We start from the raw sequence: 20,890 nt of genomic DNA, 5'->3' as shown, positions 1-20,890 counted from the left end.
AGAGAAGCAGCATGGAATGCGCGCAAACACAGCCAGGTGAAGGCAGCTCAGTCCTATTGATCGTTGATGACTACCCTGAAAATCTGATTAGCATGCGGGCTTTGCTGCAGCGTCAGGATTGGCAGGTGTTGACCGCCGCCTCCGGTTTCGAGGCGCTTAACCTTCTGCTCGAACACGACGTCGATCTGGTGCTGCTGGACGTGCAGATGCCAGGCATGGACGGTTTTGAAGTCGCGCGACTGATGCGCGGCAGCCAGCGTACGCAACTCACGCCGATTATCTTTCTCACCGCCAACGAACAGTCTCAGGCTGCCGTGATCAAGGGGTACGCCAGTGGCGCGGTGGATTATCTGTTCAAGCCGTTCGACCCGCAGATCCTCAAGCCCAAGGTGCAGGCATTGCTGGAGCACCAGCGCAATCGTCGAGCCTTGCAACGTCTGAGCCGGGATCTGGAATCCGCTCGGGCCTTCAATGCATCGGTGCTGGATAACGCCGCCGAGGGCATTTTGGTGCTGGGCGAGGATGGTTTGATTCGCTTTGCCAATCCGGCGATTTCACGGTTGCTCAATGCGCCGGTAAGGGATCTGGAGGGTAAGGAGTTTCTCGACTATCTGCAGAAACCGCACATTCCGGTGTGGGCCGATTCCGAGTTTTACACCCGCTATCAGCGTGGTGAAACGCTGAGGCTGCACGATGCGTTATTACGCACGGCGCCGGGCCAGCAGGTGCCGGTGGCGCTGTCTTGTGCTGCGTTGCCCGTCGAGCAACACGCCATGGTAGTGACGGTGCTGGATATGTCGGTGGTGCGCCATTTGCACCAGCAACTCGAATTTCAAGCCGTCACCGATCCGCTGACCGGGCTGCTCAATCGCCGTGGTTTTTACCAGACCGTGGAAAACCTGCTGCTGCGCGGCGAACGCAATGACAGCAGTTGGGTATTGCTGTATCTGGATCTTGATGGGTTCAAGCGGGTCAACGACTCACTCGGGCACGATGTCGGCGACCGTGTGCTGCGCTGGGTGTCCGAGCAATTGAAGGCTTGCCTGCGGCCGTTCGATATTCTGGCGCGCATGGGTGGGGATGAATTCACGGCGCTGCTGGATCTTGAGTTTCCCGAACAGGCGGCGAAGATTGCGGAAAAGCTCATCGAACGGGTGTCGATCTGTCAGCAGATTGAAGGTCTGGATATCGCCCTCGGCGCAAGCATCGGCATCGCCACTTATCCCGATTGCGGGTCGAACCTCGACGGACTGCTGCGTGCTTCGGACATCGCCATGTACGAAGCCAAGCGTGCCGGGCGTCAGCAATATCGTTTCTACGATCACGAAATGAACGGTCGGGCGCGTTCGCGTTTGATGCTCGAAGAAAGCGTGCGTACCGCCATCGAAAACCGCGATTTCAATCTGGTCTATCAACCACAAGTGGCGATCGACAGTGGTCAGATCCGTGGTTTTGAGGCGCTGTTGCGTTGGCAGCACCCGAGTGTCGGCGACGTGCCGCCGGGGCTGTTTTTGCCGTTGCTGGAAGAGGCGCGGCTGATCAGTCGCCTCGGCAGCTGGATTTATCATCGTGGTGCCGGTCAGCGCAAAGCCTGGGAAACCTTGTTTGCCGAAGACCTGGTGCTCGGCGTGAGTTTGAGCAACACCCAGTTCAGCCTGCCGAATCTGGTCACCGAGTTGCGCCAGGTCATGGAGCGGCACGCTCTGCAGCCGCGGCAACTGGAGGTCGAAGTCACCGAAGAGGCATTGATGCAAAACCCCGAGGAAACGCGCAAACAATTGCGTTTGCTGCGCAATCTGGGGGTGCGGGTGGCGCTGGATGACTTCGGCTCCGGACCGTGCTCGCTGGCGCACCTGCGCGATCTGGAACTGGATACGCTCAAGCTCGATCGCCACCTGATTGCGCGATTGCCGGACTCCAAACGCGATGCCTCGCTGGTCAGCACGGTGATCGCGTTGTGCAAGCAATACGGGTTGCTGGTGATCGCCGAAGGGGTCGAGACCATCGAGCAGTACCAATGGCTGCAAGCCCATGGCTGCGAGTACGTGCAAGGCTTTTTGGTGGCGCGGCCATTGATCGCCGAAGATGCCGCCAGCTTTACCGAGCCGTTTGACTGGAGCGCGTTGTCCGGCTGAATTCGCTACACTGGCGCACCTTTTCGAACCGTGTCGCTCGTCCATGACTGTGTTGAAGTATCTCCAGGCCTATCCTGCGCCACTGCAGGATCAGGTACGCCAACTGATCGCCGACGGGCGTCTGGGTGAATACCTGGATCAACGCTATTCGGGGTGCCACGATGTGCAGAGCGACAAGGCGCTTTACACCTACGCCCTGGACTTGAAGCAGCAATACCTGCGCAACGCCCCGGCCATCGACAAAGTGCTGTTCGACAACCGCCTCGACCTGACCCATCGCGCCCTCGGCCTGCACACCACGGTTTCGCGTGTGCAGGGCGGCAAGCTCAAGGCCAAGAAAGAGATTCGTATCGCCTCGCTGTTCAAAGAGGCGGCGCCGGATTTTCTGAAAATGATCGTGGTGCATGAACTGGCGCACTTCAAAGAGTCGGATCACAACAAGGCGTTCTATAAATTGTGTGAGCACATGCTGCCGGGGTATCACCAGGTCGAGTTTGACCTGCGGGTGTACCTGACCTGGCGGGATATGCAGTGAAGATCTGTCACGTTGGGAGTGTTTGGATGGATGTCAGCAAAACCAAAAGCAGTTTTTACCGACGTCTATACGTCGCGTATCTGATCGATAGCGGCTTGGCGCCCAGCGTGCCGGCGTTGACTGAAATCACCGGGATGCCCCGGCGCACGGCGCAGGACACAATTGCCGCGTTGGCGGATCTGGACATCGTCTGTGAGTTCGAGCAGGAAGAGGGCGCACGCAACCATGCCGGGCGCTATAGGGTTCGTGAGTGGGGGGCGATTGATCGCGGGTGGATCGAGCGCAATTTGCGCCAGATCAAGGCTGTGCTTGAGTATCCCTGAGCCTTGTATCGATTGAACTGACACCTTCGCGAGCCAGCCCGCTCCCACAGGAGAATGCATCCCGACCGTGGGAGCGGGCTGGCTCGCGAAGGGGCTGTCAGGAACGGCGCATCCCGATGTGCGCAATGCCATCCTCCAGATATTCCTCACCCACTGCGACAAACCCGTACTTGCCGTAATACCCCTGCAAATGCGCCTGTGCCGACAGGTAGATCGGCACCTGCGGCCAATGCCGCTCGGCCTGTTTCAGCGCCTGTTCCATCATCTCGTGGCCCAGCCCTTTACCGCGCGCCTGTGCTGAGGTCGCTACCCGGCCGATGACCACGTCACCGCCCTGGGACTCCGGATCCAGCAGGCGCAGGTAGGCCACCAGTTGACCCTTGTCCCAGCCCATCAAATGGTAGGTGTCGCCCTCCAGATCCTGCCCGTCGAGATCCGGATACGCACATTTCTGTTCGACCACGAACACTTCCGTTCGCAACTTCAACAGTGCATACAACTGCTCTTTGCCCAGATCGTTGTGATGTTTGCAGACCCACTCGATTGTCATTGTCCGACTCCTTGAACGTGTGGCCCGATACTAAGCGCACTGGCCGCAGATGTCTTTATGGCGTAAGAGTCTGTGACAAAGGTCAAAATGCCACTATTCCTTTCTCGCGACAGTGACATCTTTGTGTAATCTGCATAGGAGCGCTGTGCAATGGCTCCAATGAGCTAATGTTAGGGCCTGGGTTTTGCCGGTAAGGGGCCTTGGGGTTTTGACTGAAAACGCGCCGGGCTGCTCGCCCGCTAAGGATTTTCAAGCATGCCGCGACTGCATCGAGCCTTTGCTTTGATCGGGTTGCTCTTACTGGCTCAAACCGCCGTAGCGGACAAGTTGCGGCTGGTGTTTGATATCTGGCCACCCTTTACCGATGACACCTTGGTCAACGGCGGTCTGGCCACCGACATTGTCAGCACCGCGCTGGCCCGGGCCGGGTATGCCAGCGATTACGAGCAAGTGCCGTGGGCTCGGGCACTGATGGGTGTCGGTGAGGGTCGCTACGATGTGCTGGTCAACGCCTGGTATAACGACGAACGCACCAGGCTTGGGCAGTTTTCCGGTGAGTACCTGCTCAACCGCGTCCGCTTCCTCAAGCGCAAAGACACGCCGCTCGAATACAGCAACTTGCAGCAACTGCACACTTATCCGATCGCGGTGGTGCGCGGTTACGCCTATTCGGCGCCGTTTGATGCCGACACCGCGTTGCAGAAAGTCCCTGTGCATAACTTCGCCATGGCCGTGCGCATGCTCGCGGCGGACCGGGTCAAGTTGACGCTGGAGGATGAATATGTGGCGAAGTATTACCTGGCGCGGGAATCCGCCAAGGTGCGCAATTCGGTGGAGTTTCTACCCAAGCCGTTGAGTGAGAACAGCCTGCACATTCTGGTGAGCCTGAAAAATCCGCAGCATGAGCAGATTGTCGTGGGGTTTGACAAGGCGATAGCGGCGATGAAGGCGGATGGCAGTTATGACAAGTTGTTGAGGCAGCATGGGATGTGAGGGCTGACCCGGATTCTGTGGTGCTGCGAAGGCGTCCTGTCAGCCAGCGCCAATCTCATTGGTGTCTTTGATCAAATGCGCCGCCAAGGTACGCAACGGCCCCAACTGCCGGCAGATCAACGCCAGTTGCGTCTGCACCAGGCGCTGTCCTTCATCAATCTCATCGGGCATCTGTTCCAGTTCATTGGCCAGCGCTTCTTCTTCATCGCTCTGAATCGCAATCGGCTGCTTGCTCGCCAGCCCTTGAGCGATTTCATCGATGCTCGTCGCCAGTTTCACCCCGGCGCCGTCGATCAAGTGTTCGCGCACATCTGCCGGTAACTGCGTTTCCCGGTGCGCGCCCAGCCCCGACAGGTAGCTGAGCAGGGTGTGCGACAGGACCAGAAAACGGAAGCCCACATCCGCTTCTTTGCGGAAATGTCCCGGCTCCATCAGCATGTTCGCCAGCGTCGTCGACAGCGCTGCATCGGCGTTGTGCGCGTTGCGTCGAGCCAGACGATAAGCCAGGTCGTCGCTTTTGCCCGCGGCGTATTGCTGCATGATCTGGCGCAGGTAGATGCTGTTGCAGGTCAGGGTGTTGGCCAGCACTTTGTTCAGGCGTCGACCCTGCCAGTCCGGCAGGAACAGGAAAACCGCCAGCCCCGCGATCAGACTGCCGAGCAAGGTATCGAACAGCCGTGGCAGGAACAGCCCGTAACCGTCGCCGACCTGGTTGAAGCAGAACAGCACCATGATGGTGATCGCGGCGGTGGCCAGGGTGTAGCGGGTGGTGCGGTTGGTAAAGAACACCACGCCGGCAGCAATCGCAAAGCACGACTGCACCAACGGGCTTGGGAACAGATCGAACAGCGCCCACGCTACGGTCAGGCCGATGGCAGTGCCGACGATCCGCTGGCCGAGTTTGCGGCGTGTTGCGCCGTAGTTGGGCTGGCAGACGAACAGCGTGGTGAGGATGATCCAGTAGCCTTGCGACGGGTGAATCAAATGCACCATGCCGTAGCCGATACTCAACGCCAGCGGCAGGCGCAGGGCATGGCGGAACAGCAAGGATGTCGGCGTCAGTTGCGTGCGCAGGCGAACCCACACGTCTTTCAGATTGCGCGGCGAGCGGTCGAGCAAACTGCTGTCGGTGGCATCGGCCAAGGCATCGGGGTTGCTCGCATCACTGAGCAATCGGTCGAGGGTGCCGAGGTTGGCAGCCAGTGCGCGCAGTGAGCGCAGCAGGCCGCGCCAGGCCGGGTTGCTCTGGATGCGCAGGTGTTCGAGGGAGGCATCGAGGTCGCTCAGGGCGTCAGCGAAACTGGCGTCGTAGACGAAGGGCTGACGCATCTGGATCGATTCGGCCAATGCCCGGCAGGCCTTGCCTTGCTGGCGCAACAGGCGCTGACAGCGGAACAGCACGTCGCTGTGGAAAAACGCATCGGCCAACGCGTTGTACGGATAGTGCGAAGAACTGGCGCGTTCGTGGATGTCCTGGGCGAGGAAGTACAGTTTCAGGTAACGGCTGACTTTCGAGCCAGGGCGACCGTTGCCGACGCGGTGCAGGATGATTTCCTTGGCGCTGTTCAGCGCAGCGACCACGCGACCATTTTGCCGTGCCAGTTCTAGCCGTCGTACTTCGACGTCCATCTGCCGGATCGGCTCGAACAGCGAGGATTTGAGTTTCAGGTAAAAGCCCAGTTCACGGAACAGTCGCGCCAGGCTTTGCTGCACGGGCTGATTGGAGAACAGCGCCTGCCACAACACCGACAGCAGGCCGTACCACGCGGCACCGGCCACCAGCAGCATGGGCTCGTGCCAGAAATCGATGACGGCGCCGCCGCGCTGGTCAACGCCGATCATCGTGTACACGGAAAGAATCAAGGTCGCCGAGGCAATCGCGCCATAACGCTCGCCGAGCGCACCGAGCATGGTCAGGCCGAAACTGGCCAGTGCCAGGGCAACGGCAAAGACGATGGGGTAGGGGAAGAGCAATTCAACCGACAGCGCGGCGACACTGAAACACACCAGCGTCACGGCGAGTGCGTTGAGACGGCCCTGCCAACTGTCGTCGGTTTCGGCCAGGGCGCTGGCGATGATCCCCAGGAACAACGGGATCAGCAGCCCCATTTCATCCTGATACCAACACAGCGCCATGCTGCCGGTCAGGGCGATGAACACCCGCACGCTATAGCTGAATTTATCCAGCGCCCACAGGCGCCGCAAAGACTGACGAAACGAGGTCGAGGACATGAAGTGCGAAGGCCTTCCGAGGCGATGCCGCTAAATTGAGCCAGTAATGACGTCGACGCAATGGCGCCGATCACATCTGACAGCAAAAAGTGTTCCTTTGAGCTCTACACATAACAACTGTGGGAGGGGGCTTGCTCCCACCGTTTTGATTTTTGCTGGATCAGACGTACTGCGCCGCCGCGTAACCCGAGGCCCAGGCCCACTGAAAATTGAAACCTCCCAAATGGCCGGTGACGTCGAGCACTTCACCGACGAAATACAGGCCGGGGCTTTTCAGCGATTCCATGGTTTTGGAGGAGACCTCACGGGTGTCGACACCCCCCAGCGTGACCTCGGCGGTGCGATATCCTTCAGTCCCCGCGGGCACGACTTTCCAGCTCCCCAGCTTGTCGGCGATTTCCGCCAGTTCGGCGTGGGTGTACTGCTTCATCGGTTTGGAGACGAACCAGTTGTCCGCCAGCAAATTGGCCATCTTCTTGGTGAAGATTTCACCCAGCAAGGTTTTCAACTCACTGTTCGGGCGCTCGGCCACTTGCTGTTGCAGCCAGGCAGCGGCGTCGTGATCGGGCAGCAGGTTGATCTCGACCACGTCGCCGGATTCCCAGAACGACGAGATCTGCAAGATCGCCGGGCCGCTGAGCCCTCGGTGAGTGAACAGGATGTTCTCGCGAAAGCTCTGATCGTTGCAGCTCACCAGACAATCCACCGACGTGCCGGACAGCTCGGTGCACAGTTCCTTGAGCTGATCGGTGATGGTGAACGGCACCAGGCCGGCGCGGGTCGGCAGCAGTTCATGGCCGAACTGTCTGGCCACCTGATAACCGAAACCGGTGGCGCCCAGTGTCGGGATCGACAGGCCGCCAGTGGCGATCACCAGCGATTGGCACTGGACTTGGCCCAGGGTGGTGTCGAGCAGGTAACCGCTCTCGACTTTCTCGATGGTCTGGATCGAGGTGTCGAGGTGCAACTCGACGCCCACCTGATCGCACTCGTCCAGCAGCATGCCGAGGATGTCACTGGACTTGTTATCGCAGAACAACTGGCCGAGTTTTTTCTCGTGGTACGGCACGGCGTGTTTGCCGACCATACCGATGAAATCCCACTGGGTATAACGCGCCAGTGCGGATTTGCAGAAGTGCGGGTTCTGCGAGAGGAAATTGCCTGGTTCGGTGTACATGTTGGTGAAATTGCAGCGGCCACCGCCCGACATCAGGATTTTCTTGCCGGGCTTGTTCGCGTGGTCGAGCAGCAATACCTGACGCCCACGCCCGGCGGCGGTCAGTGCACACATCAACCCAGCGGCGCCAGCGCCAATGATCACGACTTCGGTAGAGCGCAAAACGGTGTCCTCACAAAGAATTCAAAACTCACCGAAGACCAATATCGGGCAGCAGATCGGTTACAAAATGCGCACGCGCAACGAACGGCCCTTGATCTTGCCGTCGTTCAGACGCTGCAAGGCCTGCATGGCCACGGTACGTTCAACGGCCACATACGCCTGGAAGTCGAAGATCGCGATCTTGCCGACCTGAGCGCCCGGGATACCGGCGTCGCCGGTCAGTGCGCCAAGGATGTCGCCCGGGCGAACCTTGTCTTTACGGCCAGCGCCGATGCACAGGGTGGTCATCGGCGGCTGCAGCGGGGCGAGGCCCTGGGACTTGAGGTTGTCGACCTGATCCCAGTTCAGAGGGGATTTCTGCAATTGTTCGATGGCTTGGGCGCGATGCGCTTCGCCCGGTGCGACCAGGCTGATCGCAATGCCTTTCTCGCCCGCACGACCGGTACGGCCGACGCGGTGAATGTGGATTTCCGAATCACGGGCCAGTTCGACGTTGATCACCATGTCCAGCGCATCGATGTCCAGACCACGGGCGGCAACGTCGGTGGCGACCAGTACAGAAGTGCTGCGGTTGGCGAACATCGCCAGCACCTGATCACGATCACGCTGTTCCAGGTCACCGTGCAGGCCGACGGCGGAGATGCCTTTGGCGGTCAGGTGATCGACGGTTTCCTGCACCTGCTGCTTGGTGAAACAGAACGCCACGCAGGAGGCCGGACGGAAGTGGTGCAGGACTTTGGTCACCGCACTCATGCGATCTTCCGGGGAAATCTCGTAGAAACGTTGCTCGATCTGTGTGTCGTCGTGGAACGCTTGGGCTTTGACCGTTTGCGGGTCACGCATGAATTTCGAGGCCAGTTGCTTGATGCCCACCGGGTAAGTGGCGGAGAACAGCAGGGTCTGACGGCGCTCCGGGGTCTTGACGATGATGTCTTCGATGGCGTCGTAGAAGCCCATGTCGAGCATGCGGTCGGCTTCGTCGAGGATCAGCGTGTTCAGACCGTCAAGCACCAGCGAGCCTTTGCGCAGGTGCTGCTGGATGCGCCCCGGGGTGCCGACGATGATGTGCGCGCCGTGCTCCAGCGAAGCGATCTGCGGGCCGAACGACACGCCGCCGCACAGGGTCAGGACCTTGATGTTGTCTTCGGCACGGGCCAGACGACGGATTTCCTTGGCAACCTGATCGGCCAACTCGCGCGTCGGGCAAATCACCAGGGCCTGGCAACCGAAATAGCGCGGGTTGATCGGGTTGAGCAGGCCGATGCCGAACGCCGCGGTCTTGCCGCTGCCGGTCTTGGCCTGGGCGATCAGGTCCATCCCTTTGAGGATCACCGGCAAGCTCTGCGCCTGAATCGGCGTCATCTGGGCATAACCGAGTGATTCGAGGTTAGCCAGCATGGCGGCGGACAGCGGCAGAGTATTAAAAGCGGTGGCGATGGTGGTCACGGGACTGGCCTGCAAAACAAAATGTCGCGCAGTGTAGCAGCCCCATGCCACTTTCCTCGAAAGTTCTGGACGAACAGTGATTAATGTTCGATGTGTTCTTCCGGGTGTTTGGCGCGCCGGCCGGTTTCCTTCGAGAGTTGCGAGAAGATCGTAGCGGCAAGCATCGCCATGACGCCAACCGTCACGAAGGTCAACTGGAACGCCCCCAGAACGGTGTCCACGCCGTCATTTCCGGCCTCGGCGGTAAACCCGCCCAGCAAGGCCCCGGCACACGCCACCCCCAGGCTCAACGACAATTGCGCGACCACCGACAGCAAGCTGTTGCCACTGCTGGCGCTGGCGTCGTCGAGGTCGATCAGGGTCACGGTGTTCATCGCGGTGAATTGCAGCGAGTTGATCGCCCCGAGAATCGACAACTGACACAGCAGCAGCCAGTAAGGGGTCTGCTCGCTGACCAGGCCCATGCTTGCCAGCATGATCCCCAATGCCAGCGTGTTGCCAGTGAGCACGATGCGATAACCGAGGCGTTCGATCAGCGGTCGCGCCAGCCACTTGGCGAGCATTGCTGCGGCGGCCAGCGGCAGCATGCTCATCCCCGCTTGCGAGGGCGAATACCCCAGCGCCACTTGCAGCAGCAACGGCACCAGAAACGGCAGCGCGCCGCTGCCCAATCGCGCGAACAGATTGCCGAGAATGCCCACGGCAAAGGTGCGGGTCTTGAACAGTGATGGCGAGAACAAGGGGTTTTCGATGTGGCCTGCGCGTAACCAATAAGCAGCGAGACAAGCCATGCCGCCGAACAGCAGCAACATCACCCGCAGGTGCGGCAAGTGCAGTTCGCCCAGGCCTTCCATGGCGATGGTGATCAGGATCATCGCCGCGCCGAACAAGAGGAAACCCAGGCCATCGAAACGTGTTCGCTCAGTACCGCGCAAGTCGGGAATGAACTTCCATACGGCGTAACAGCCAATGGCACCGACCGGCAGGTTGATCAGGAAGATCCAGTGCCACGTCAGGTATTGCACCATCCAGCCGCCCATGGTCGGGCCGATCAGCGGGCCGAGCAGGCCGGGAATGGTGATAAACCCCATGATCCGCACCAGCTCCGAACGCGGGTAGGCACGCAGCACCACCAAGCGCCCGACCGGCAGCATCAGCGCACCGCCCAGGCCTTGAATCACCCGCGCCCCGACCAGCATGGTCAGGCTGCTCGATACCGCGCAGAGCAGCGAGCCGAAGCTGAACAGCAAGATCGCACCGAAGAAGATTTTCTTGGTGCCGAAACGGTCGGCGATCCAGCCTGAAGCCGGGATCAACAGCGCCACGGTGAGCATGTAGGCGATGATCACGCCTTGCATGCGTAACGGGTCCTCGGCCAGGTCGCGAGCCATGGCCGGCAACGCGGTGTTGAGGATGGTTCCGTCCAGGGACTGCATGAAGAAAGCGATAGCGACGACCCACGGCAACCAGCGTGTGGTGATGGCGTCGAGAGGCGGGCGGCTGGGCATGGAACCTCTTTGGAATTGGATTAATGCGAAACCAGCTTTTGTGTGAGCGGGCTTGCTCGCGAATGCGGTGTATCAGTCACCCTCAATATCGACTGACACATCGCCTTCGCGAGCAAGCCCGCTCCCACCGTAGATCTCCAGTGTTCTGGGGATCTTTGTCTTACAGGGTCAAAGTCAAACGGCTCACCAACGCCCCCGGCAACAACGCCGACGAGGTATTGCGCTGGCTGTACGTACTCGACGAGAGCAGCAACTCACGCTCGGCGGTCAATGCTTCGAGTTGCGAACCCAGCAGGTTGTAGGCGCTGTCGTCGAAACGCATGGTGCTGACCGGCGCCTGGATCTCGCCGTTCTCGACCCAGAAGGTCGCGAAGCGTGTCATGCCCGTCATGCGCGCCGCCGGTTGGTCCGAGAAGTTCAGGTACCACAGGTTGCTGATGTACAGCCCTGTGCCCAACTGCTTGAGGATTTGCGCTTGTGGCAGATCACCCGCCGCCATGTTCAGTGCACTCGGCGATTCGCCGCCACTGGCCCCGTTGGCGGTCAAACCGTATTCGGCCGCACTGCGCGAACCGACCAACTGATCACCCGCCTTGCCCTCGACAATCAGGCGCAGATCACTGCGCGGATAACCTTCGCCGGAAAACGCCGGGCTCAGCGAGTCGCTGACTTTTTCATCCAGTGACACCAGCGCACTGAACGCCTGATCGCCGACATACAGCTTTTGCAGCGGACTGCTCTTGCTGGCGATCGACTGCGCGGAGAACCCGCCCCAACTGAGCATGCCCATGATTTCTTCCAGCGCGGCCGGTGCCAGGTAGGCGCGGTACTGTCCCGGCGCCAAGGTGCGTATCGGACGGCCGAGAAACGCCAGTTGCTCGCGTGCCTGCTCAAAGCGTTTGGCGAAACCCTCACGGCTCCAGTCATGCCCGGCGTAGCTGGCCTTCACCGCTTCGCCATTCTCGTGGAACAGGCTGAAGTCGAAGTTGAAACTGTTCGCCTGGTGCCAGCCGAACGCGCCCGATGAGCTGGCGAAACCACGGCTGATGGGGCCGGCGGCATAGAAACCGACCAGGTCCAGGCCTTCGGCCGCGGCACAGATTTGTTCGACCACATGCTCGGTGTCCGGCAGCGGATGCTCCTGCACATGCGTGCTCTGCCAGCCGTTGTGGTTGAGCAGCAAGTACGGATCCTGCGGCAGCAGCGGCAGGGTGTCGCGCAGTTGTTGCAAGCCTTCGGCGAGGCGTTGCAGGTCGGCTTCCTGATCACCGGACAGGGTGATTTGCAGGTCGGCGTGACGGCCGTCATTGACCAGCTTCAGCCCGATGCTGGCCTGTTGCACTTGCCCGGCCTGACGCACCTTGGCGTGGTTGAAGCGGACAAACGCCGAGGATTCGGCGGCATAGCTGAGGGTGAACTGTTCCGGTTCGCGCACGCTGTCACGCAGCCAATTGACCATCACCTTGAAGGCGTCGGACTGATTCTTCGAAATGCTCATCAGGCGTCTCCCCCAAATACATCAATGTTGCTGAAAACGCAGGCCGGCGAGGCATGGCCGACGCGGATGACCTGGTTTGGTTCGCCCTTGCCGCAGTTCGGTGTGCCCAGCACCTTGACGGTGTTGGCGTCGCCGACGGCGCGCAGGCTCTTCCAGAAGTGCGCGGAAATCGCCCGGTAGTTGGGGTTTTTCACCACGCCTTTGAGTTCACCGTTTTCGATCAGTTGACCCCACTCACAGCCGAACTGGAATTTGTTGCGCGCATCGTCAATCGACCACGAACGGTTGGTGCTCATCAGAATGCCATGCTCGATGCCCGTGATCATTTGCTCAAGTGGCTGGTCGCCCGGCTCGATGTTGAGGTTGGCCATACGGTCGATCGGCGCGCGGTTCCAGCCGCAGGCGCGGCTGTTGGCGACACCGTCCAGGCCCGCGCGGTATTGCGACAGCGCACCGCCCAATGGGCGCAGCAACAGACCATCGCGAATCAGAAATTGCTTGCTCGCCTGGGTGCCGTCGTCGTCATGGCCGTAGCTGGCGAGCTCTTCGGGAATGCCCGGATCGAACGTCACGTTGAGCAGTTTTGAACCGTATTGCAGGCTGCCGAAGTCGCTCGCTTTGACGAAACTGGTGCCGGCGTAATTGCGCTCATCACCGAGGATGCGATCCAGTTCCAGCGGGTGGCCGATGGATTCGTGGATCTGCAACATCATCTGGTCGGGCATCAGCAGCAGGTCACGCGGGCCTTGCGGGGTGTTCGGTGCGAGCAGCAGTTGCAGCGCCTGATCGGCCACCTGTGGGCCGGCGCCGACCAGCCCGCAACGGCTGATCACGTCGGCGCCGCCCTGTTGGCCGAAGTTCTCGCGACCGAGGCTGCGAGTCTGGCTGTCGTTACCGTCGTAGGCGGTGACGTCCAGGCTTGGGTAGACGAAACGCTGGGCCTGGCGCAGTTCGGCGCCGGCGCTGCTCAGGTAGATCTGCTCGACGTGGGTGATGCCGATGCTCACTTCCCAATTCACCAGGCGCTCATCCTTTGGCACCGAGGCGGACTCCGCGCCGAGCAGCTCAAAGCAGTCGCTCAGGGACGGGAAGGGTTGTTCGAGATTGGGTGAAAAATAATCAGCGCGGTCGCTGGACACCGGTTGATCGCGCAGGTCGAGCAAGGCGTGGGGCTTGAGCCGCCGGGCTTGCTGTTCGGCGCGTTCAAGGGCGGCTTGCAGGCCTTGTTGCGACAGGTCGTTGGTCGCCGCATACGCTTCGACGCCATTGACGCGCACAGTGAGCATCGCCCCTTCGTCGCGGCTCAGGCTCGGCGGTTCGGCAACGTTCTTGCGCACCGACAGGTGCTGACCGGATTCGCGAACATACCGCAGGGAAAAAAAATCAGCGCCCGTGCGCAAGGCAGCGAAGCGCTGCTTGAGCTGGGGGTGGAAATCGAACATTCGGGAACCTCCTTGTTATGGAGTTGCGGTGCAGCGACGGTGGGGCAGGGGGTGAAACGGTTGCGCGAGGTCTAGAGTAGGCCGGCGTGGGGGTAGGATCAAGTGACGAGGGGGTGTAGGAGGAATTACTTGAAGTCGAGGGGTTTGCGTGGAATGTGAGGGCCCCTTCGCGAGCAAGCCCGATCCCACAGTAGGTCTCCAGTGAACACAAAATCTGTGAGCACTCAGGTCCGATGTGGGAGCGGGCTTGTCTCCGGGCGGCGTTCCGATGAAGGCCGCGCCTCGATATTACGTCTTACTGAGCAACAGGCGTGATATCACGCATCGGCTTGCCCTTAACCGGCGCATCGCCCGCTACATAGTAGGCGGCGGTGCTACGCGGCAATGGCTTGCGACCACGGATCTTGTCGGCGATTTTCTCGGCCATCATGATCGTCGGCGCGTTCAGGTTGCCAGTGGTGATGATCGGCATGATCGAGGCATCGACCACACGCAGGCTCTGCATGCCGTGCACGCGACCTTCGCCATCCACGACCGCCATGTCGTCGGTGCCCATCTTGCACGAGCAGGACGGGTGGAACGCGGTTTCGGCGTGTTCGCGGATGAACTTGTCCAGTTGCTCATCGGTTTGCACGTCGATGCCGGGGCTGATTTCGCGGCCACGGAAAGCGTCCAGTGCCGGCTGTTGCATGATTTCGCGGGTCAGGCGGATGCCGTCACGGAATTCCTGCCAGTCCTGCTCGGTGGCCATGTAGTTGAACAGGATGCTCGGGTGCTGGCGCGGGTCTTTCGACTTGGCCTGAACGCGACCACGGCTTGGCGAACGCATGGAACCCATGTGCGCCTGGAAACCGTGCTCTTTCACACCGTTGCTGCCGTTGTAGTTAATGGCGACCGGCAGGAAGTGGTACTGGATGTTTGGCCATTCGAATTCGGGACGCGAACGGATGAAACCGCCGGCCTCGAACTGGTTGCTGGCGCCGATGCCGGTGCCGTTGAACAGCCATTCGGCGCCGATGGCTGGCTGGTTGTACCAGAGCAGCGACGGGTACAGCGAAACCGGTTGGGTGCAAGCGTATTGCAGGTACAGCTCCAGGTGATCTTGCAGGTTCTCGCCCACGCCCGGCAAATCGTGTACGACCGGGATGTCGAGGCTTTCCAGCAGTTTCGCCGGGCCGACGCCGGAACGTTGCAGAATCTGCGGCGATGCGATGGCGCCGGAGCACAGCAGCACTTCTTTGCGCGCTTTGGCTTCAACGCGCTCTTCAGCGTCGCCCACCAGGTAACGCACACCAACGGCACGCTTGCCTTCGAACAGGATCTTGTCGGTCAGGGCGTGGGTGACGATGGTCAGGGTCGAACGCTTTTTCGCGGTGTCGAGGTAGCCTCGGGCGGTGGAAGCACGACGGCCGTTCGGCGTCACGGTGCGGTCCATCGGGCCGAAACCTTCCTGCTGGTAACCGTTCAAGTCTTCGGTGCGCGGGTAACCGGCCTGCACGCCTGCTTCAACCATGGCGTGGAACAGCGGGTTGTTGCCCGCCTTCGGCGTGGTCACGCTGACCGGGCCTTCGCCACCGTGGTAATCGTTCGGGCCGATGTCGCGGGTTTCGGCTTTGCGGAAGTACGGCAGGCAGTCGAGGTAGGTCCAGTCTTCCAGGCCCGGCAGTTTCGACCAGCCATCGTAGTCCATCGCGTTGCCACGGATGTAGCACATGCCGTTGATCAGCGAAGAACCGCCGAGGCCTTTGCCGCGACCGCATTCCATCCGGCGACCGTCCATGTGTGGCTCTGGATCGGTTTCGTACGCCCAGTTGTAGCGACGGCCTTGCAGCGGGAATGCCAGAGCGGCGGGCATTTGTGTACGGAAGTCGAAACGGTAGTCCGGGCCGCCCGCTTCGAGCAGCAGAACGGTGACGCCTTCGTCTTCAGTCAGACGGGTCGCCAGGGTGTTACCGGCCGAACCGGCACCGATGATGATGTAATCGAATTCTTGGGACATTGAATGCACCCTCTTTAGATGTGGTCAGGTCAGGCCTGACGAGTGCTTCGCACTCGACTCGCGGGCAAGCCCGCTCCCACCTTGGAATGGGGGCTCCTGTGGGAGCGGGTTTGCTCGCGAAGGCGGCCTCGCGAGCAATACAAGGCTCGGTCTTAGAACACCGAGACGTAATCGCCCAGCTCGACCTGTACCGATTTGATGCGAGTGAAGTTGTTCAGCGAGCTGATGCCATTCTCACGGCCCACGCCCGACTGCTTGTAACCGCCCACCGGCATTTTTGCGTCGGACTCGCCCCAGGCGTTGATCCAGCAGATACCGGCTTCCAGTTGATGAATCACGCGGTGAGCGCGGTTCAGGTCTTTGGTGACGATACCGGCGGCCAGGCCGAAGTCGGTGTCGTTGGCGCGGCGGATCACTTCTTCTTCGGTTTCGTAGGAGAGGATCGCCATGACCGGGCCAAAGATTTCTTCACGAACGATGGTCATGTCGTCGGTGCAGTCGGTGAACACGGTTGGGGCAACAAACGCGCCTTTGGCGAATTCGCCGTCGGTCAGACGCTCGCCGCCACACAGGACGCGGGCACCTTCTTCTTTGCCTTTGGCGATGTAGCTGAGCACGCTTTCCATGTGCGGGAAGCTGACCAGCGGGCCGAAGTTGGTGTTTTCGTCTTCCGGGTTGCCGATGCGGATGCGCGCCACGCGCTCAAGGATCTTGGCTTCGAAAGCGGCTTTGAGGTGGCTCGGTACGAACACACGAGTGCCGTTGGTGCAGACCTGACCGGAGCTGTAGAAGTTGGCCATCATCGCGGTGTCGGCAGCGCGATCGAGGTCGGCGTCGTCGCAGATGATCAGCGGCGACTTGCCGCCCAGTTCCATGGTCACGTCTTTGAGCGAGGATGCCGAAGCGCTGGCCATGACTTTTTTGCCAGTGTCAGTGCCGCCAGTGAACGAGATTTTCTCGATGCGCGGGTGCTCGGTCAGCCAGGTGCCGACTTCGCGGCCGCTGCCGGTCAGAACGTTGAACACACCGTTTGGCACGCCGGCTTCGGTGTAGATCTCGGCCAGTTTCAGGGTCGTCAGCGAGGTGACTTCGCTTGGCTTGAAGATCATCGCGTTACCGGCGGCCAGCGCTGGAGCGGATTTCCACAGCGCGATCTGGATCGGGTAGTTCCACGCACCGATACCGGCCACAACGCCCAGCGGCTCGCGACGGGTGTAGACGAAAGAAGTGTCACGCAGCGGGATCTGCTCGCCTTCGATGGCGGGTACCAAGCCTGCGTAGTATTCCAGCACGTCGGCGCCGGTGACGATGTCGACGTACTTGGTTTCGGAGAAGGCTTTACCAGTGTCCAGGGTTTCCAGTGCGGCCAGTTCATCGTTGCGCTCGCGCAGGATGTCGACGGCACGACGCAGGATGCGCGAACGCTCCATGGCGGTCATCGCGGCCCAGATTTTCTGGCCCTTTTCGGCGCTGACCACAGCGCGCTCGACGTCTTCCTTGGTCGCACGTTGCACTTGTGCGAGAACTTCGCCGTTAGCCGGGTTGATGGCTTCGAAGGTGGCATCGCTGCCGGCGTCGGAATACGCGCCATCGATGTAGAGTTTTTGCAGTTCGAAACGGGCCATAGTGTCCTCGCAAGTGCATTGGTGGTTGGCGTTGGTCACCGGGTGAGCCATGTAACTGAGGCATCGCTGGTCGGTGACAGTTCAGGGGCCGAGCGTTTTCTGTGTGCTCTAACTCACCTGCTTGGCCAATTGGATATCCATGTATTCGTAAGCGATCTGTTGCGCCTGCGCCGTGTCGAAAGCGTCTCCTGACAGCGCGCCGCGCAACCACAAACCGTCAATCAACGCTGCCAGTCCTCGCGCGGCACTGCGCGCTTCTTCGAGCGGCAACACACGGCGAAACTCGCAGCACAGGTTGGAATACAGACGGTGATCGTTGATCCGCTGCAACCTGTGCAAAGACGGCTGATGCATGCTGGTGGCCCAGAAGGCCAGCCAGGTTTTCATTGCCGGGCCATTGATCTGGCTGGCGTCGAAGTTGCCTTCGATGATCACCTGCAGATGCGCCCGAGGGCTGCTGTCTGTCAACGCCTGACGGCGTGCGGTGACGTTCTCGCTGAGGACGTTCATCAGATACCGCATCGTGGCGGCAATCAGGCCGTTCTTGTCCTGAAAGTAATGACTGATGATGCCATTCGAGACACCGGCCAAACGGGCGATCAGCGCAATGCTGGCGTCCCCCATTCCGACCTGATCGACCGCCTGCAATGTGGCTTCGATCAGTTGTTGGCGGCGGATGGGTTGCATACCGACCTTGGGCATCTTGCACATCTCCTTAGGCCTTCCGACGGGCGAATAACGCCTATCGGATTGAGGGCCAGTCTATTTTGTTTTGATTGAACGTTCAATCAACAAAGAATAAGATCTGCGACAATTCGTCGCTGCCTACAGATTTTTCCTACATGTAAGTGGCGATAAAACTGACATCCAAAAAAGCTCGAAACCTGCGCGGGGCATGGCGCGGTTCGCGGTTCGATGGACGTGTTGAAAGGGCAAGACGCTCAGGGCCAGGTTTCGGATGAACGTCCGGACTTTCGGCCACGAAAGCGATTCGCAACACCATTTCGGCAGGTTCGAGCTTTTTTCGGGGTGTCTTTATATCACCCGCCGGTCGGCTGCCAACTAACCGATTGGTCGGGTGCCGTGTTGCCTTGTGTTCTTCTCTCGCACTGCCTGGAGCATTTGTGCCATGAGTTCTGCCTCGCTTATAAAGACCCCGCCCGAGAAGGTGACGGTCAACGGTTGGGTGTTCTACACCTCTACCGCGTTGATTCTGTTGTTGACCGCCATTCTGATTATCGCCCCGCAAGAGGCCGGCAGACTGTTGGGTGTGGCTCAGGAGTGGTTGTCGCGCAGCTTCGGCTGGTACTACATGGTGGTGATCGCCGCTTACCTGGTGTTTGTGGTGGGCCTGGCGTTCTCCTCCTACGGAAAACTCAAACTGGGCAGCAAGGACGACACCCCGGATTTCAGTTACGGCGCCTGGGCGGGGATGCTGTTCTCGTCGGGTATCGGGATTTCGCTGCTGTATTTCGGCGCGTCCGAGCCGCTGGATCACTACTTCAATCCGCCGGAAGGCGTGGCCGCCACCAACATGGCGGCGCGTCAGGCGGTGCAACTGACGTTCCTGCACTGGGGCCTGCACGGCTGGGCGATCTATGCATTGGTCGGCTTGGCCGTGGCTTACTTTGCCTACCGTCATAACCAACCGCTGGCCCTGCGTTCGGCGCTGTATCCGCTGGTCGGCGAGCGTTGGGTCAAAGGCGCGGCCGGTCACGCGGTGGACGGCTTCGGCATGTTCGTGACCCTGCTGGGTCTGGTGACGAACCTGGGGATTGGTTCGCTGCAAGTGTCTTCGGGCCTTGAAAACCTGTTCGGCATGGAACACAGCAACACTAACCTGCTGATCGTGATCATCGTGATGAGCACGGTGGCGACGATCGCTGCCGTGTCCGGTGTGGAAAACGGTATCCGTCGTCTGTCCAACCTGAACATCGTGCTGTTCAGCGGTCTGCTGATTTTCGTCCTGCTGTTCGGCCCGACGTTGCACTTGCTCAACGGCTTTGTGCAGAACATCGGCGACTACCTCAACGGCGCGGTGCTGAAGACGTTCGACCTGTACGTCTATGAAGGCGACAGCGCCAAATCCGACCGCTGGTTGGGCCTGTGGACGCTGTTCTACTGGGCCTGGTGGATTTCCTGGGCGCCATTTGTAGGCATGTTCATCGCGCGTATCTCCCGTGGGCGTACCGTGCGTGAACTGGTAGCCGGCGTGCTTCTGATTCCGCTGGGCTTCACGCTGGCCTGGCTGTCGATCTTCGGCAACTCGGCGCTGGATCTGGTGATGAACCATGGGGCGGTTGAGCTTGGGAAGACGGCGCTGGAACAGCCGTCGATGGCGATCTATCAGTTGCTTGAGCACTATCCGGCGTCGAAAGTTGTCATCGGTGTGTCGATCTTCGTCGGCTTCGTGCTGTTCCTGACCCCGGCCGACTCTGGCGCGGTGATGATGGCCAACCTGTCCTGCAAGGGCGGCAACGTCGACGAAGATGCGCCCCACTGGCTGCGGATCTTCTGGTCGGTGGTGATCACCCTGGTGACCATCGGTTTGCTGTTCGCCGGTAACTTTGAAGCGATGCAAACGATGGTGGTGCTGGCCGGTCTGCCGTTCTCGGTGGTGCTGGTGTTCTTCATGTTCGGCCTGCACAAGGCAATGCGTCAGGACGTGCTGATCGAAGAGGAGCAAGCGCAACTGGCCGAACGTGGTCGTCGGGGTTTCAGTGAGCGTTTGACTCAGCTGGACCTGCAACCGAGCCAGTCGGTGGTGCAGCGTTTCATGGACAAGCAAGTCAGCCCGGCGCTGGAAAGCGCGGCTGCGCAAATGCGTGCTCAGGGGCTGGAAGTGCAAACGCTGCTGGGTAAATCCAAGCGCTGCATGGGCGTGCGCATCGAAATGGAAGAGAGCAACCCTTTCGTTTACGAAGTGAGTCTGGACGGTTACCTCGCAACCCCTGCCGAATCGGTGGCGTCTGAAGAGGCGCGTCAGCGTTTCTATCGCGCCGAGGTGTATCTGCAAAGCGGCAGCCAGGATTACGACCTGATGGGCTTCACGCAGGATCAGATCACGCGGGATGTGCTCGATCAGTTTGAAAGCCATCGGCAGCTCCTTGGCCGGGTGTACAGCTAAACGGCAAGTGGCGCGGTGTTTCTGTCTAAAGCACCGCGCCGCATCCTTCGCGAGCAAGCCGGCTCCCACATTGGCCTGCATTTTAACTGTGGAAGCGGGCTTGCTCGCGAAAAGGGCCATCAGCCACAACACGGTTTG

Annotated in this window: 15 protein-coding genes; 5 read left to right on the top strand and 10 right to left on the bottom strand. The window is 60.3% G+C overall.

The features are described from left to right. Positions 1–11: 11 nt before the first annotated feature. The 3 genes from AACY18_RS05605 to AACY18_RS05595 are packed head-to-tail and all read left to right on the top strand — an operon-like array spanning position 12 to position 2,993. Complete coding sequence (locus AACY18_RS05605) at positions 12–2,135, top strand: putative bifunctional diguanylate cyclase/phosphodiesterase (protein WP_339430296.1); 2,124 nt, start codon at positions 12–14, stop codon at positions 2,133–2,135. Between the two features lie 43 nt (positions 2,136–2,178). Continuing rightward, positions 2,179–2,670 (top strand): M48 metallopeptidase family protein, encoded by a 492-nt coding sequence (locus AACY18_RS05600; protein ID WP_339430295.1) that lies wholly within the window; start codon positions 2,179–2,181, stop codon positions 2,668–2,670. Positions 2,671–2,696: 26 nt separating this feature from the next. Further along, on the top strand, positions 2,697–2,993 hold the full coding sequence (locus AACY18_RS05595; RefSeq protein WP_339430294.1) for a winged helix-turn-helix domain-containing protein: 297 nt from the start codon (positions 2,697–2,699) through the stop codon (positions 2,991–2,993). Positions 2,994–3,090: 97 nt separating this feature from the next. On the opposite strand, the gene AACY18_RS05590 is transcribed toward AACY18_RS05595, so the two are convergent. Next, the gene (locus AACY18_RS05590; protein ID WP_339430293.1) at positions 3,091–3,543 is read right to left on the bottom strand and encodes a GNAT family N-acetyltransferase; all 453 of its coding nucleotides are present in this window, start codon (positions 3,541–3,543) and stop codon (positions 3,091–3,093) included. Positions 3,544–3,798: 255 nt separating this feature from the next. Here AACY18_RS05590 and AACY18_RS05585 point away from each other — a divergent pair, with 255 nt between their 5' ends. Beyond that, positions 3,799–4,536 carry a substrate-binding periplasmic protein gene (locus AACY18_RS05585; RefSeq protein WP_339430292.1) on the top strand — a complete coding sequence of 246 codons (738 nt, stop codon included), beginning with the start codon at positions 3,799–3,801 and terminating at the stop codon, positions 4,534–4,536. 39 nt (positions 4,537–4,575) lie between these two features. Here AACY18_RS05585 and yccS read toward each other — a convergent pair whose 3' ends face one another. The 9 genes from yccS to betI all read right to left on the bottom strand — a co-directional run bounded on the left by yccS (position 4,576) and on the right by betI (position 18,327). Then, positions 4,576–6,768, bottom strand: coding sequence for a YccS family putative transporter (gene yccS, locus AACY18_RS05580; RefSeq protein ID WP_339464482.1), 2,193 nt, complete (start codon positions 6,766–6,768; stop codon positions 4,576–4,578). Between the two features lie 160 nt (positions 6,769–6,928). Then, entirely contained in the window at positions 6,929–8,107 is a 1,179-nt protein-coding gene (locus AACY18_RS05575; RefSeq protein ID WP_339430290.1) for an NAD(P)/FAD-dependent oxidoreductase, read from the bottom strand. A gap of 60 nt (positions 8,108–8,167) precedes the next feature. Next, positions 8,168–9,505, bottom strand: a complete 1,338-nt coding sequence (gene dbpA / locus AACY18_RS05570) for an ATP-dependent RNA helicase DbpA (protein ID WP_339430497.1) — start codon at positions 9,503–9,505, stop codon at positions 8,168–8,170. Positions 9,506–9,633: 128 nt separating this feature from the next. Further along, a complete protein-coding gene (mdtD, locus tag AACY18_RS05565; protein ID WP_339464481.1) occupies positions 9,634–11,061 on the bottom strand; it encodes a multidrug transporter subunit MdtD in 1,428 nt (475 codons plus the stop codon). A gap of 160 nt (positions 11,062–11,221) precedes the next feature. Continuing rightward, positions 11,222–12,559 (bottom strand): TldD/PmbA family protein, encoded by a 1,338-nt coding sequence (locus AACY18_RS05560; protein WP_339430288.1) that lies wholly within the window; start codon positions 12,557–12,559, stop codon positions 11,222–11,224. Beyond that, positions 12,559–14,001 (bottom strand): TldD/PmbA family protein, encoded by a 1,443-nt coding sequence (locus AACY18_RS05555; RefSeq protein ID WP_339430287.1) that lies wholly within the window; start codon positions 13,999–14,001, stop codon positions 12,559–12,561. Before AACY18_RS05555 ends, AACY18_RS05560 begins: the two co-directional genes overlap by 1 nt. Before the next feature lie 295 nt (positions 14,002–14,296). After that, positions 14,297–16,000, bottom strand: coding sequence for a choline dehydrogenase (betA, locus tag AACY18_RS05550; protein WP_339430286.1), 1,704 nt, complete (start codon positions 15,998–16,000; stop codon positions 14,297–14,299). Positions 16,001–16,152: 152 nt separating this feature from the next. Beyond that, positions 16,153–17,625 (bottom strand): betaine-aldehyde dehydrogenase, encoded by a 1,473-nt coding sequence (betB, locus tag AACY18_RS05545; protein WP_339430285.1) that lies wholly within the window; start codon positions 17,623–17,625, stop codon positions 16,153–16,155. 108 nt (positions 17,626–17,733) lie between these two features. Further along, positions 17,734–18,327, bottom strand: coding sequence for a transcriptional regulator BetI (betI, locus tag AACY18_RS05540; RefSeq protein WP_339430284.1), 594 nt, complete (start codon positions 18,325–18,327; stop codon positions 17,734–17,736). Between the two features lie 484 nt (positions 18,328–18,811). On the opposite strand from betI, the gene AACY18_RS05535 reads away from it, so the two are divergent. Then, positions 18,812–20,752, top strand: coding sequence for a BCCT family transporter (locus tag AACY18_RS05535; protein ID WP_339430496.1), 1,941 nt, complete (start codon positions 18,812–18,814; stop codon positions 20,750–20,752). The last annotated feature ends 138 nt before the right edge of the window (positions 20,753–20,890 follow it).

Source organism: Pseudomonas sp. EA_65y_Pfl2_P74 (genome assembly GCF_963970575.1).
Lineage (GTDB): Bacteria > Pseudomonadota > Gammaproteobacteria > Pseudomonadales > Pseudomonadaceae > Aquipseudomonas > Aquipseudomonas baetica_A.
This window is presented reverse-complemented; position numbering and strand designations above follow the sequence as displayed.